The following is a 13,984-nucleotide window of genomic DNA, read 5'->3' as shown; positions in this document are numbered from 1 at the left end:
TTGCGGCTGCCGGGGCAAGCGTCGCTGGCCGGCCCGTTGGGGCCGGCGCGAACGCAGGGCAGCGAGTGTGTGTTGGCCGCGCGAACGGCGCGAAGGATGCCACCTTGCCGGGGCTTATTCGTCGTCGCTTTGCGGCGCTTCGCAGCCCTGGTGGTCAAGCGGCCGGGCGTTGTCCAGCCGTGGGTGGTTGTCCAGAAATGCGCGGTCCAGATCGGGCATTTTGTCCAGCGCCTGAATGGCGTGGGTCAACCCGTGAATGGCCGCCAGCACGTCCCGGGTGTTGCCGGTTTCCGAGATGGTGTGCATGTTGCGGATGGGAAAGCCGATGGACGTGGCCGCGCAGTCCACGCTTGCCAGCACGCCGGCCATGCCGTCGGTGCCGGTATCCACGCCGACGATATCGCGCTGCAGCGGAATGTCGTTCGCTTTGGCGGCCTGGGCGATTACGCGGTTGAGCTGTTCGCTGGCGATCGAGCCCACCGACATGGTAAAGCCCTTGCCCATTTCCAGCGGCTGCATGCGCTTGTCGCCGATGCCCGGGGCGGCCACGTAGTCGTGGTTGACGTCTACGCCGATCAGCGCGTCGGGCTTGAGCTCGCCGGCCAGCACGCGGCTGCCGAAGCGGCCGATTTCCTCGTAGCTGGCGATGGCAAACATCACCCGCACGCTGTCGGTGCCGCCGGCCTCGGCGATCAGCCGGGCGACTTCAGCGGTGGCAAAGCAGCCCAGGCCGTTATCCAGGTAGGCGCCGTAGAAGGTATCCGGGCTGAAGCCTTCGCGGATGGGGCGGTCGAAAATAATCGAATCCCCCGGGCGCACGCCGAGGTTTTCCACCTGCTGCTTTTTGTTGTCGCCGTGAATCTGCAGGTCAAGATAGATCTGCTCTTTTTTGATGCCCTTTTCGCCTGAGCGCTGGGCCGGGTCAGAGAAGTGGATGGCGCCCAGCGCTTCCACCGTGCCGCCCTCAAGGCAGCGGTACTCGCCGGGTTTTTCCGGGTCTTCGCTGAACAGCTTGACTTCGTGGCCGATGAGCACCGTGGGCAGAAAGGAGTCGGTGTTGATCCAGATCTTGCCGTCTTCGCCGATAGAGCGCACCTGCATGCGGATTTTGTCGGCATGGCCGATGAGCATCAGCTTGAACATGTCGTCACGGCCGGGGTGGGTATCGAGCACGATGCCGGCGTTGCCCTTGAACTGATGCACCTGCCAGCCCTTGGGGGCAAAGCGCTCGAAGTGCGGCTTGAGCACGCCGTAGGTCATGGCCGCTTCCAGGCCCACGGGGCTGGGCGCGGCGAGAATGTCACGCATCAGGGAAAACTGCGCGGCGGGCATGGGCTGTTTCCAGGGGGCTTGGGATTGACTCATGGTGCGTCCTTAAGGCAAACGCCCCGGCGCGAAGAAAGCGCGCGCGGAGCGTTATGGAGTGAACGGTTGTAAAAGGCAGGCGCTTGCCTTTGCCAGTGGCAATAGAGTGGGGGCGACAAGGGCAGAACCCAAGGCGTTCAGCCACGCCGTTTTGGGCAACGCGTGCCGGGCCATAGGCGCAGCGCTACGGGTCGGGTAAAATCGCCTACACTTACGGCGCACAGGCCATGGCCGGACAACGCACGCAAATAACGGAGTATCCATGACGACGTCACAACAACCACGCGCGCAGTGGCTGGGCCGCTGGGGCTTTTTACTGGCGGCCACCGGCTCGGCGGTGGGGCTGGGAAATATCTGGAAGTTTCCCTATATTACCGGCGAGTTCGGCGGCGGCGCTTTTGTGCTGGTGTATCTGGCGTGCATTTTTGCCGTGGGTGTGCCGGTGATGATGACCGAAATTTCGTTCGGCCGTCGCGGTCGCGGAAGCCCCGTGGATGCCATTCGTCGGGTCGTCAACGAGTCCGGTCGCGGCTCTGTGTGGTCGCTGGTGGGCTGGATGGGCATGCTCTGCGGCTTTATGGTGCTGTCGTTTTACGTGGTGGTGGCCGGCTGGTCGTTTGCCTACGTATGGAAGATGCTCACCGGCGGCCTGGCCGGCACAAGCGTGGATGACATGGTGGCGGTGTTTAGCGCCAACAACCAAAACCCGCTGAACCTGGGTTTCTGGAGCACGCTGGTGACCGTGGCCACCATGTTTATCGTCGGCAAGGGCGTGCAGAAAGGCATTGAGAAAAGCGTTGGCTGGATGATGCCGGGGCTTGTGCTGATGCTGTTGCTGCTGATCGTTTACGGCGCGTTTTCCGGCGGCTTTATCGACGCGGTGCGCTTTCTGTTCGCCTTTGACGCCGGCAGCCTGTCGAGCGCGGGGATGCTGGCCGCTTTGGGGCACGCGTTTTTTACTCTGTCGCTGGCCTCCGGGGCGATTCTGACCTACGGCAGCTACCTGCCGAAAAGCGCCTCCATCGGGCGCACCGCCATCGGCGTGGCCATTGCCGATACCGTGGTGGCGCTGATGGCGGGCTTGGCGATTTTTCCGGCGATCTTTGCCAACGGCATGGACCCCGGTGAAGGCCCGGGGCTGATTTTCATGAGCCTGCCGCTGGCGTTTCAGTCCATGCCGTTTGGCACGCTGTTTGGCGTGCTGTTTTTTGTCATGCTGTCCATGGCCGCGCTGACCTCGTCGATTTCCATGATTGAGGCCACGCTTTCCTGGCTGTGCGACAACAAGGGGCTCTCGCGCCCCCAGGCGGCCTGGGGGGCGGGTATCGTGCTGTGGCTGATCAGCACCCTGGCGATGCTGTCGTTTAACGTCGGTGCGGACTGGACGCTTTTGGGCAAGAACTTCTTCGACTGGCTGGACTACTTGACCTCGCGCCTGCTGATGCCGCTGGGCGGGCTGGGCATGGTGGTGCTGGCCGGCTTTGTGCTTGACGGCGAGCTCTTTCGCAAGGAGCTGGCCCTGCCGCCGGCGCTGTATGCGCTGTGGCTTTTCATGGTGCGCTACGTAAGTCCTCTGGGCATCGTGGTGATTTTCATCGATGCGCTGGGCCTTTACCAGGTAACGTTTGCCGATCACTGGCCGTGGTTGCTGGGGATTTTGGTCGCCATGGCCGCAGCCGGCGAATGGCTGAGTCCGCGGCTGGGCCGGGCACCGGTAGCGCGCTAGCGCACCAGCCAGGCGCCGACGACAGCCGCGGCGATCACGGCGATGAAAAAAATGCGATTGCGTGCGGTGGTATAACGGTGCGGTGTCATGTTGCCTCCTTGGCGATAGAAAAAGGTAAAAACCAATGCAAGACATTGATGCCGATATGGTAGCCGCTGAGGCGTCGGGCGTCACCGCGCTTACGCTGGCACAGGGGCAGCTGGCTGCGCTTGGCTGGGGCCGCCATGATGCCCCGCTGTGGCTGGCGCTGCACGGCTGGCTGGACAACGCCGCAAGCTTTACACGGCTGGCGCCTGTGCTGGCCGCGCGGCTGGACGTGCGCATCGTGGCGCTGGATTTTCGCGGCCACGGGCGCTCCGCCGGCAACGCCGGCGCCAACGACGACTACGCCCTGTGGGACTACGCCCATGACGTGCTCAACGCAATGGACGAGCTGGGCGCCAACGATGCCGTGCTGCTGGGCCATTCCATGGGCGCGGCGGTGGCTTGCCTGGTGGCCGCTGCGCTGCCCGAGCGCGTCAGCCGGCTGGTGCTGATCGACGGGCTGGGGATGCTGTCAACGCCGGCGGAAAACGCCGCGGCGCAGCTGCGCCGCGGGCTGCTGGCCCACCGCGCGGGGCCTTCGCGTATGCCCGTCTACGCTGATCTGGCCGGTGCGGTAGCCGCGCGGGTGGCCGGCGGTGTGACGCCTATCGATGCGGCCACCGCAGAGCCGCTGGTGGCGCGTAACAGCCGCACCCTGGACGACGGACGCATTACCCTGCGCACCGACAGCCGGCTGCTCAAGCCGTCTCCGGTGCGCTTTACCCCGGAGCAGGTGCCTGCGCTGCTGGCCGCTATCCGCTGCCCGGTGCAGCTGATCGAGGGCGAGCAGGGGATTCTCGGCGAGCGCGCCTTTGCCATCCGGGCCCGGTCAGCGGTGCCGCACCTGACGCGCTGTGTAGTGCCCGGCGGGCACCATTTGCACCTGGAGCCCGGGCGTATCAGCGGCGTGGTTGAGGCGGTGATCAACGGGCTGGCGGCCGCTTAAGCCTTGCACTTGGAGAAAGCCATGAACAAACAAGCGTCCGCCCGTTCGTGTAAGGTGGCGCTGGTCCTGGGCAGCGGCGGGGCGCGCGGCTACGCTCACATCGGCGTGATCGACGCCCTGGAGGCGCGCGGCTTTGAGATTGTCTCCATTGCCGGCTGCTCCATGGGCGCGCTGGTGGGCGGCGTCTACGCCGCGGGCAAGCTGCCGGAGTACCGTGACTGGGTAAGCCGGCTGGATTACCTTGACGTGCTGCGCCTGGTCGACGTTACCTGGAGCCCCATGGGCGCCATGCGTGCCAACAAGGTGATGGAAAAGCTTGACGCCCTAATTCACGACGTGCAGCTGGAAGACTTGCCGATGCCGGTGACCACGGTTGCCACCGACATGGTGCGCCAGCGCGAGGTCTGGTTTCAGCACGGCTCGCTTTTGCGCGCCATTCGCGCCTCTATTGCCGTGCCCGGGGTGATCACCCCGGTGACGCTGGGCGATCAGGTGCTGGTAGACGGCGGGCTGCTCAATCCGCTGCCGATCATGCCGGTGCTGGCCGCGCACCAGGCCGATATCGTCGTGGCGGTCAACGTTACAGCGCACACTCCGCAGCCGGTGATGCTGGAAGAGCTGTTGCCCGGCAGCGCGCCTGCAAAGCGGGTGGCCGCCGAAAGCGATGGCACAGAGGTGGTCAGCCGCTGGATGCGAGACGTGCGCAGCGCCACGCGGCGTTTGTGGCAAGGGCTGGGAAACCCGGGAGGCGACAAAGACGAGGCCGACCCGGCCGGCGCCGAAGAGCGCGGCAAGCACGAATGGGGCAAGCTGGACATGATTTTGCAGTCGTTTGATATTACCCAGGCGGCGCTTGCCAAGTACAAGGTAGCGGGCTATTCGCCGGATGTGATGATTGATGTGCCCAAGACCGTGTGCAGCGCCTACGAGTTTCACCGTGCCGACGAGCTGATCCGGCTGGGGCGGTATCTGGGCGATCAGGCCCTTGAGCGTCACCTGGGCAGTAAAGGGCATCGCACGCTGCCCTGCGCCGAGGACCCGCCGGTCGGGGATCATCCGGTGGCCGGTGACTAACCGCGCGCGGCCCGGCGCAGCAGCACATACACAGCACCGGTGCCGCCGTCCACGTCCGTCGCCGAGCAAAACGCCAGCACCCCCGGCCACTCGCGCAGCCAGGCGTTGGTGTGGCTTTTAAGCACGGGGAAGTCCGCCGTGGCCCCCCAGGCCTTGCCGTGTACCACGATAACGCAGCGCAGCCCCTGGCCGGCGGCGTCGCGCAGAAAGCTCTCAAGCTCCAGGCGCGCCTCTTCCAGGGTGTAGCCGTGCAGATCCAGCCCGGCCTGCCAGCCGGTTTTGCCGCGCTTTAGCTGGCTTAGCGTGCGCCAGGGCAGATCCGGCACCGAAAACTCCAGATATTCCGACGGGCGCACGGCTTCCACCCGGCCGTCCGAAGTGCGCCCGGTGGTGTTGAGCGTCTGGCTTTCCACCGCCGCCTTGCGCCGCGCCGCCTTGTCGGCGACGGCCGGCCGAGGTTTGCCGGTGTCCGCTCTGTTGGTTCTGATGCGCCGCACGCCGGCGGCCTCAAGCGCCTGGCGAAAGGCGCCGAAGTCGTCGGCAGGATCGTCGTCGGGTGCGTGGCGGCGGCGGTTCATGGCGGGCTCGTCGTCGATAGGTGCAAAAGCAAAAAGAAACCGTAAAGCGCACAGTATAGCGTGACTGGCGCCGCTGTGAACCGGCCGGCGCGAAAGGTACAATGGGCCTTCGCCGCGCCGCGGTGCCTTGTTCGCCCGCTTATCCTTCAAGGAGCTTTCGTGACCGCTTTGTCACCCGTTGCCCGCCGCTCGCCCCGTTTTGCTTCCACGCTTGCCCAGCCCGACGCCGCGCTTGCCGCCGAGCTGCCCCGCCTGCGCGACTGCATGCGCTGGGTGGCCAGTGAATTTCACCTGGCCGGGCTGCACTACGGCCACGGCACCGCAAGCGCCTGGGACGAGGCCGTGGCACTCACGCTCGGTGCGCTGCACCTGCCCTGGGACGTGGACCCGGCGGTGCTGGATGCCCGGCTGCTCCCCGTGGAGCGCACGCGCATTGTGGCGCTGGCGCGCAAGCGCATCACCCGGCGCGAGCCGTTGCCGTACCTGCTGGGCGAGGCGTTTTTTGCCGGGTTTGCGTTCAACGTCGACGAGCGCGTGCTCATTCCCCGCTCGCCCATCGCCGAGCTCATCGAAGACGGCTTTGGCGCTTTTTTCAGCGAGCTGCCGCCGGCCCGGGTGCTGGACCTGTGCACCGGTTCGGGCTGTATCGGCATTGCCACCGCGCTGTACCTGCCCACCGCCGAGGTGACCCTTGCCGATATCAGCCGGGACGCGCTTGCCGTGGCCCGGGAAAACATCACCCGCCACGACGTGGGCGACCGGGTACGGGCCCTTGAGTCCGACGTGTTCGACGGCCTTGGCGGCCAGCGCTTCGAGCTGATCGTGGCCAATCCGCCCTACGTGGACGCCCGGGACCTTCTGACCATGCCGGCAGAGTTTCGCCACGAGCCTGAGCTTGCGCTGGGGGCAGGCCGCGACGGGCTGGATATCGTTCGGCGGATGCTGCGCGAGGCGCGCGAGCACCTGACCGACGACGGCTGGCTGATCGTGGAAGTCGGCAACTCTGATCGCCACCTGGAAGCGGCCTTCCCTGATGTGCCGTTTGTGTGGCTGGAATTCGAGCGCGGCGGGCACGGCGTATTTGCGCTGCCCGCCGCTGAACTCGACGCCTGTGCGGCGTCTTTCGCGTGAGGAAATAACGCCCATGTCAGGCAATACCTTTGGCAAACTGTTTACCGTCACCACCTTCGGCGAAAGCCACGGCGAGGCGCTCGGCGCGACCATTGACGGCTGCCCGCCGGGGCTTGAACTGTGCGAGGAAGACCTGCAGCGCGATCTCGATCGCCGCCGGCCGGGCAGCTCGCGCCATACCACCCAGCGTAAAGAGGCCGACCGGGTGCGGATTCTCTCCGGCGTGTTCGAAGGCAGGACCACCGGCACGCCCATCGGGCTTTTGATCGAAAACACCGATCAGCGCTCCAAGGACTACTCCAGGATCAAGGATCAGTTCCGCCCGGCCCACGCCGACTACACCTACCACCACAAGTACGGCCGCCGGGACTACCGCGGCGGCGGGCGCTCAAGCGCTCGGGAAACCGCCATGCGCGTGGCGGCAGGGGCCGTGGCCAAGAAGTACCTGGCGGCGCGCGGCGTTAGCGTGCGCGGCTACATGAGCCGGCTGGGGCCGTTCGAAATGGCGTTCAAAAGCTGGGACGCCGTCGAGCAGAACGCGTTTTTCAGCCCCGACGCCGAGCGCGTGCCCGAACTTGAAGCGTTCATGGACCAGCTGCGCCGGGACCAGGACTCCGTGGGCGCTGAGGTGACGGTGGTGGCCGAAGGCGTGCCGGTGGGCCTGGGCGAGCCGGTGTTTGACCGCCTGGACGCGGATATCGCCCACGCGCTGATGGGCATCAACGCGGTGAAGGGCGTGGAAATCGGCGCGGGATTCGCGGCGGTCTGCCAGCGCGGCAGCGAGCACCGCGATGAGATGACGCCGGAAGACGGCTTTTTGTCCAACCACGCCGGCGGCGTGCTGGGGGGGATTTCCAGCGGCCAGCCGATTGTCGCCCGCCTGGCGCTCAAGCCCACTTCCAGCATTACCACGCCGGGGCGCTCGGTTAACGTGCACGGCGAGGCGGTGGAGGTTGTGACCCGTGGCCGACACGATCCCTGTGTGGGCATTCGCGCCACGCCCATTGCCGAGGCCATGGTAGCGCTTGCGCTGATGGACCACTGGCTGCGCCAGCGCGGCCAGAACGGTGAGTTCAGCGGGTAGCGCGGCGGCGGATCACGCCGGGCAGCGCCAGCGCGCCGGCCACGAGCCAGGCCGGCCAGCTGCCCAGCCGGGTAAAGGGTGTTATGCCTTTCATGGCGTAAAACTCACCGGTCAGCGTTGCCGCTTCAAACTGCGGGGCCCGGGCGTTGATCTCACCTTGCGGGTTGATGATCGCGGTAATGCCGTTGCTGGTGGCGCGCAGCACGTAGCGGCCGTTTTCCAGCGCCCGCAGCCGGGCCATCTGCAAATGCTGGTGGGGGCCGATGGAGCCGCCGAACCAGGTATCGTTGGATACGGTAATCAGCGCGCCGCTGTTGCGGGCGCGCCGGGCGACCAGCTCAGGGTAGATGATCTCATAGCAGATGGCGTTGCCCAGCGCCACGCCGGCGGCCTGCATGGGCGGCTGCTTGCTCTGCCCGGAAGCAAAGGTGGACATGGGCAGGTCGAAAAAGGCGATGGCCCCGCGCAGCACGCTTTCCAGCGGCAGATATTCGCCAAACGGCACCAGGTGTTCTTTTTGGTAGCTGCCCTCGACGTTGCCGACGCCGATGACGCTGTTGAAATACTGCCCGGCGGCGTTGCGCTGAACGATGCCGGTCATCAAAGCAGTGTCAGGCGCCAGGTTGGCCTGCACCCGGGAAAGCACCGCGCGGGCGTCGCGCTCGGCCATGGGCAGGGCGGTTTCCGGCCAGATGATCAGCTCCACGCCGTCGGCCACGTTCCGGGTCAGCCGGGCGTAGGTGTTGGCGGCGGCGCGCTGGCCCTCGGCGGTCCATTTGGTCAGCTGAGAAAGATTGCCCTGCAACAGCGCCACCCGCGTCGGCGTGTCGCTCGCCGGGGTGGTCCACTGATTGGGCAGGGCCAGCGGGGAAAGCCAGATGGCCGCCAGCGGTGCCAGCGTCCAGACCCGGCGGCAGAGCAAAAGCTCGGCCAGCAGGGTGCCGCTCAGCGCGACCAGCAGCGACAAGAGATAAACCCCGCCGATAGGCGCAAAGCCCGCCAGCGGTGAGTCTACATGGCTTGAACCCAAAAGCAGCCAGGGAAAGCCGGTGAATAAATAGGTGCGCAGCACCTCGCCGAGCACCCAGACGCCGGCAAACGATAAAAACGCCAGCCGCGGGGTAAAAAAGCGCCGATATACCCACAGCGTGACGGCAAAAAACAGCGCCAGCACGGCGACGAACAGCGCGGTGAGAAACACCGCCAGCCCCATGCCGGTGTAGCCGTAATCGTGAATCGATACGTACACCCAGGAGGTGCCGCTGGCAAACAGTCCCACGCCGTAGGCCCAGCCCTTGAGCGCGGCCTGACCGGGGGTCAGCCGGAACAGGCCTGCATACATCAGCCCGGCCGCCACCGGGCCGAGCCACCAGAGAAAAAACGGAGAGGCGGTCAGGGTAGTGAATATCCCGGCCACGAGCGCGGCCAAGGGCTGGCCGTAGACTGCCGCTGCGTTGCGGCGAACGGGGCGTCCCTTCATTGAGCGGTTCCTGTAAGGGTAAATCAAGCGTCGCTGAGCGCGGCATCGCCTTCCGGATCGGGGGCAACTTCCAGCAGGCGAATGCGGCGGTTGTCAGCGTTGAGCACGGTAAAGGAAAAGCCGCCGATGCTTGCCTGCTCGCCGCGCCGCGGCAGGTGGCCGAACTGCTGCATCACCAGCCCGCCCAGGGTGTCGAACTCGTCGTCGGCAAAGCGGGTGTGAAAGCGCGCGTTGAAGTCATCGATAGGCGTCAGCGCGCGCACCGCGAAGCGGCCGTTTTCCAGCGGACGGATATCATCGTCTTCGTCGGTGTCGTGCTCGTCTTCGATATCGCCGACGATCTGCTCGAGAATGTCCTCGATGGTGATAATGCCGGCGGTGCCGCCGTACTCGTCCACCACCACGGCCATGTGGTTGTGGGTGTCGCGAAACTCCTTGAGCAGGCTGTTGAGCCGCTTGGATTCGGGAATGAACATCGCCGGGCGCAGCACGTCGTCAAGCTTGAAGGCGTCGCGCTGCTGCTGGGAACGGGACAGCAGCGGCAAAAGGTCCTTGGCCAGCAAAAGCCCTTTGACGTCGTCGAGGTTCTCGCCGATGACCGGGTAGCGCGAGTGGCCGGTTTCCTCGATCAGCGGCAGATAGCCCTCTACCGGCTGGTCCAGGGTAATGGCGACGACCCGGGAGCGCGGAATGAGGATTTCACGCACCTGCTGGTCGCTGATGTGCAGCGCGCCTTCGATGATGGTCAGGGCGTCCTGGTCGAGCTTGAGGCGCCCGGCACCGTCGCGCAGAAACGCCATCAGCTCGTCGCGTGAATGCAGGTCGTCGCCGTCCCCGGAAAAGGCGCCAAAGAGCTTGCCCATCCAGTTTTTGGAAGAAGACGCGGTCGATCGATCTTCGCTCATGCAATGGGTCTCTTGTTGTGTCGCATCAATGGTGTGGCGTGACGTCAGCCGCCGGAGGCGTAGGGGTCGGCAATGCCGAGCCCGGCCAGTATCTCGCGCTCCAGCTGCTCCATGTCTTCCGCCTCCTTGTCGTCAACATGATCATAGCCCAGCAGATGCAGCGTGCCATGTACCACCATGTGGGCATAGTGGTCGGCAAGCGTCTTGCGCTGGGCATCGGCCTCGCTTGCCACCACGGCATGACAGATCACCAGATCGCCCAGCAGGTCAAGGGGGATACCGGGCGGGGCATCGAAGGGAAACGACAGCACGTTGGTAGACTTGTCGCGGCCGCGGTAGTCACGGTTGAGCGCCCGGCTCTCTGCCTGTTCCACAAAGCGCACGGTCAGCTCGCTGCCGGCGCGCCCGGCATGGCGCGCCAGCACGCCGCTCACCCAGCGCTCAAGCGCCTGCTGGTCGGGCAGGGCGTCGGCTTTTACGGCAACCTGGCGATCCACCACGGCGCCGGCCCGGCTGGTACTCTGTGGCCCGCTCATTGCGAGGCGTCGCGGGCCCGCAGGCGGGCTTCGCGCTCCTGTTTGCGCTGTTCGTGCAGGCGGCGCTCTTCGGCTTCCTGAGCCGACTCAAAGCTGTCGTAGGCCTCGATGATGCGCTGCACCAGCGGATGGCGCACCACGTCCTTGGCGGCGAAATGCGTGGTGCCGATGCCGGGGGTGTCCTTGAGCACTTCCAGCACCTGAATCAGCCCCGAGCGCTGGCCCTTGGGCAAATCCACCTGGGTCACATCGCCTGTGATCACCGCGGTGGAGCCAAAGCCGATGCGGGTCAGAAACATTTTCATCTGCTCGGGCGTGGTGTTCTGGCTCTCGTCGAGGATGATGTAGGCGTTGTTGAGCGTGCGCCCGCGCATGTAGGCCAGCGGGGCGATTTCGATGATCTGGCGCTCGATGAGCTTGGCGACCTGCTCGAAGCCGATCATCTCGTAGAGCGCGTCGTACAGCGGGCGCAGGTAGGGGTCGATCTTCTGGGCCAGATCGCCGGGGAGAAAGCCGAGCTTTTCGCCGGCTTCCACCGCCGGGCGCACCAGCAGAATACGCCGGACTTCCTGCTGATTGAGCGCCTCTACCGCCGCGGCCACGGCCAGATACGTCTTGCCCGTGCCCGCCGGACCAATGCCGAAGTTGATGTCGTGTTCGCGCACGCTTGCCACGTAGCGCTGCTGGTTGGCGCCCCGGGGCTTGATCATGGTGCGCGGGGTGCGGATCACGACCTCTTCGTCGGGATTGCTGTCGTCGTCTTCGGCCAGCGCTTCAAGCCCGGACTCCTGCAGAAACAGGTGTACCGTGTCGGCGTCCAGCTCGCGGGTGGCGGTTTCCCGATAAAGATGTTCAAGCACGTTGGCCGCCGCCTTGATGCGGTTGGCCGCACCGGCCAGCTGAAAAACGTTGCCGCGATTGCGCAGGGTGACATCCAGGCGGCTTTCGATCAGTTTCAGGTGTTCATCCTGCTGGCCGCAAAGGCTGGCAAGCCGCTGGGGATCGTTGGGTTCCAGGCTCAGGGTGATGATGCGGTTCGCCTGGGAGGATGGCTGGCTCAAGAGAGAAAACCTATCAATGGATAAATGTGGCCCCAAGCTTACTGCCCCAAACGGTGTTGGGGCAATTGTGTCGGGGCGGGGCAGACGGGCAGCGAGGGCTTAGTAGCGCGCCGCCGAGGCCAGCTCGCCGCGCAGCGAGTTGGGCAGAGCGTCGGCGATGTTGACATCAACGAAGTAGCCGATGAGCTCGGTGGGGTTTTCCGCGCGGAAGTTGACCACGCGGTTGTTCTCGGTGCGCCCGGACAGCTCGCCGGGGTCCTTGGGCGAGAACCCGGTGACCAGGATGCGCTGGGTGGTGCCCACCATGCGCCGGCTGATTTGCCCGGCCTGCTGCAAAATGCGCTGCTGCAAAATCGCCAGCCGCTCCTTTTTGACGCTCTCCGGGGTTTCGTCGGGCAGCGAGGCCGCCGGCGTGCCCGGGCGTGCGGAATAGACAAAGCTGAAGGAATGATCAAAGCCGATGCGATCAATCAGCGCCATGGTGGCCTGGAAGTCCTGCTCGGTCTCTCCGGGAAAGCCGATGATGAAGTCCGACGAGAAGCTGATGTCCGGGCGGTTGGCGCGGATGCGCTCCATTTTGTCGATATATTCTTCGGCGGTGTGGCCGCGTTTCATGGCGGCAAGAATCGCATCCGACCCGGCCTGCACCGGCAGATGCAGGTGGCTGACCAGCTCAGGGATCTCGGCGTAGGCGTCGATCAGGCTGTCGCTGAACTCCACCGGGTGCGAGGTGGTAAAGCGGATACGGTCGATGCCGTCGACGGCTGCGACGCTTGCGATCAGCTCGGCCAGGTCGATTTCCTCGCCCAGGTCGTCTTCGCCGCGGTAGGCGTTGACGTTTTGGCCCAGCAGGTTGATTTCGCGCACGCCCTGATCGGCCAGGTGCATGACTTCATCCATGACGGTGTCAAACGGGCGCGACACTTCTTCGCCGCGGGTGTAGGGCACCACGCAGAACGTGCAGTACTTGGAGCAGCCCTCCATTACCGAAACAAAGGCCGTAGCGCCGTCGGCGTGGGGCTTGGGCAGGTGATCGAACTTTTCGATTTCGGGAAAGGTGACGTCCACCGCGGCGATCTGATTGTCGCGGTGCTGATCAAGCATGCCGGGTACCCGGTGCAGGGTCTGGGGGCCGAATACCATGTCCACCTGGGGGGCGCGCTTGCGCAGGGCCTCGCCTTCCTGGCTGGCCACGCAGCCGCCCACGCCGATGACCAGATCGGGGTTGGCGTCCTTGAGCTTTTTCCAGCGGCCCAGCTGGTGAAAGACTTTTTCCTGGGCCTTTTCCCGGATCGAGCAGGTGTTGAGCAGGATTACGTCGGCATCCTGCTCGCTGTCGGTGAGCTCAAGCTGATGCGATTCGCCGAGCATGTCGGCCATGCGCGCCGAGTCGTACTCGTTCATTTGGCAGCCGTGCGTTTTGATAAAAAGCTTCTTCGCCATCGGTACCTGTGGTCTATGAGTCGTCAACGACAAGGCGTCGTCAAAAGACGAGAGTGAATGGTGGTGCGGCGCCGCCGCGTTTTGCCTGCGCGCATTATACGGACGCAGCCAAGGCTCTGCCAGCGCCTGGCAAAAGCCATGCTTGACCTGCCACGCGTTATGGGTATACTACGCAGCGTGTTTTAGCCGATCCCCGATAGCTCAGCTGGTAGAGCAAATGACTGTTAATCATTGGGTCACAGGTTCGAGTCCTGTTCGGGGAGCCAAAACATCGTACGCGCACACTGTTATTCCCCGATAGCTCAGCTGGTAGAGCAAATGACTGTTAATCATTGGGTCACAGGTTCGAGTCCTGTTCGGGGAGCCAGCACACCGTACGCACACACTGTTATTCCCCGATAGCTCAGCTGGTAGAGCAAATGACTGTTAATCATTGGGTCACAGGTTCGAGTCCTGTTCGGGGAGCCAGCCGGTAGTACCCTCTTTTCACCGCACCTTCTTACGATTTACGATCGCACTTTCCTACGTCCGTAGCATCACCGCTTTCACGCTAATGCCTGCGCATTCGGCG

The 13,984-nt window shown here is 64.7% G+C and carries 12 protein-coding genes and 3 tRNA genes; 8 read left to right on the top strand and 7 right to left on the bottom strand.

The genetic code is table 11. From position 1 onward, the window contains the following. Positions 1-114: 114 nt before the first annotated feature. Complete coding sequence (locus ACZ415_RS00595; protein WP_344702856.1) at positions 115-1,365, bottom strand: M20/M25/M40 family metallo-hydrolase; 1,251 nt, start codon at positions 1,363-1,365, stop codon at positions 115-117. Between the two features lie 262 nt (positions 1,366-1,627). On the opposite strand from ACZ415_RS00595, the gene ACZ415_RS00590 reads away from it, so the two are divergent. The 3 genes from ACZ415_RS00590 (at position 1,628) to ACZ415_RS00580 (ending at position 5,195) form a co-directional block, all read left to right on the top strand. Continuing rightward, the gene (locus ACZ415_RS00590) at positions 1,628-3,091 is read left to right on the top strand and encodes a sodium-dependent transporter (protein ID WP_344702858.1); all 1,464 of its coding nucleotides are present in this window, start codon (positions 1,628-1,630) and stop codon (positions 3,089-3,091) included. A 124-nt stretch (positions 3,092-3,215) separates the two neighbouring features. After that, positions 3,216-4,121, top strand: a complete 906-nt coding sequence (locus tag ACZ415_RS00585; RefSeq protein WP_344702860.1) for an alpha/beta fold hydrolase — start codon at positions 3,216-3,218, stop codon at positions 4,119-4,121. A 21-nt stretch (positions 4,122-4,142) separates the two neighbouring features. Next, positions 4,143-5,195, top strand: a complete 1,053-nt coding sequence (locus ACZ415_RS00580) for a patatin-like phospholipase family protein (protein ID WP_344702862.1) — start codon at positions 4,143-4,145, stop codon at positions 5,193-5,195. Here ACZ415_RS00580 and ACZ415_RS00575 read toward each other — a convergent pair. Continuing rightward, positions 5,192-5,773 carry a Smr/MutS family protein gene (locus ACZ415_RS00575; protein ID WP_344702864.1) on the bottom strand — a complete coding sequence of 194 codons (582 nt, stop codon included), beginning with the start codon at positions 5,771-5,773 and terminating at the stop codon, positions 5,192-5,194. The genes ACZ415_RS00580 and ACZ415_RS00575 overlap by 4 nt on opposite strands. 264 nt (positions 5,774-6,037) lie before the next feature. Between ACZ415_RS00575 and prmB the strand changes: the two genes are divergently transcribed. Further along, positions 6,038-6,904, top strand: a complete 867-nt coding sequence (prmB, locus tag ACZ415_RS00570; RefSeq protein ID WP_344703095.1) for a 50S ribosomal protein L3 N(5)-glutamine methyltransferase — start codon at positions 6,038-6,040, stop codon at positions 6,902-6,904. A gap of 13 nt (positions 6,905-6,917) precedes the next feature. Continuing rightward, positions 6,918-7,988: a chorismate synthase gene (gene aroC / locus ACZ415_RS00565; protein ID WP_344702866.1), complete on the top strand. Its 1,071-nt coding sequence runs from the start codon at positions 6,918-6,920 to the stop codon at positions 7,986-7,988. Here aroC and lnt read toward each other — a convergent pair. The 5 genes from lnt to miaB form a co-directional block, all read right to left on the bottom strand. Further along, the gene (gene lnt / locus ACZ415_RS00560; protein ID WP_344702869.1) at positions 7,978-9,468 is read right to left on the bottom strand and encodes an apolipoprotein N-acyltransferase; all 1,491 of its coding nucleotides are present in this window, start codon (positions 9,466-9,468) and stop codon (positions 7,978-7,980) included. The genes aroC and lnt overlap by 11 nt on opposite strands. Before the next feature lie 23 nt (positions 9,469-9,491). Then, positions 9,492-10,373: an HlyC/CorC family transporter gene (locus ACZ415_RS00555; protein WP_344702871.1), complete on the bottom strand. Its 882-nt coding sequence runs from the start codon at positions 10,371-10,373 to the stop codon at positions 9,492-9,494. Between the two features lie 44 nt (positions 10,374-10,417). Beyond that, a complete protein-coding gene (ybeY, locus tag ACZ415_RS00550) occupies positions 10,418-10,909 on the bottom strand; it encodes an rRNA maturation RNase YbeY (RefSeq protein ID WP_344702873.1) in 492 nt (163 codons plus the stop codon). Next, on the bottom strand, positions 10,906-11,970 hold the full coding sequence (locus ACZ415_RS00545) for a PhoH family protein (protein WP_344702875.1): 1,065 nt from the start codon (positions 11,968-11,970) through the stop codon (positions 10,906-10,908). The genes ybeY and ACZ415_RS00545 overlap by 4 nt, the downstream gene beginning before the upstream one ends. A 99-nt stretch (positions 11,971-12,069) precedes the next feature. After that, the gene (gene miaB / locus ACZ415_RS00540; RefSeq protein WP_344702877.1) at positions 12,070-13,413 is read right to left on the bottom strand and encodes a tRNA (N6-isopentenyl adenosine(37)-C2)-methylthiotransferase MiaB; all 1,344 of its coding nucleotides are present in this window, start codon (positions 13,411-13,413) and stop codon (positions 12,070-12,072) included. A gap of 190 nt (positions 13,414-13,603) precedes the next feature. On the opposite strand from miaB, the gene ACZ415_RS00535 reads away from it, so the two are divergent. The 3 genes from ACZ415_RS00535 (at position 13,604) to ACZ415_RS00525 (ending at position 13,881) form a co-directional block, all read left to right on the top strand. Beyond that, positions 13,604-13,679, top strand: a tRNA-Asn gene (locus tag ACZ415_RS00535). A 25-nt stretch (positions 13,680-13,704) separates the two neighbouring features. After that, positions 13,705-13,780, top strand: a tRNA-Asn gene (locus ACZ415_RS00530). A gap of 25 nt (positions 13,781-13,805) precedes the next feature. Next, a tRNA-Asn gene (locus ACZ415_RS00525) sits at positions 13,806-13,881 on the top strand. The last annotated feature ends 103 nt before the right edge of the window (positions 13,882-13,984 follow it).

The sequence above is a fragment of the Halomonas cibimaris genome, from assembly GCF_055379665.1.
This window is presented reverse-complemented; position numbering and strand designations above follow the sequence as displayed.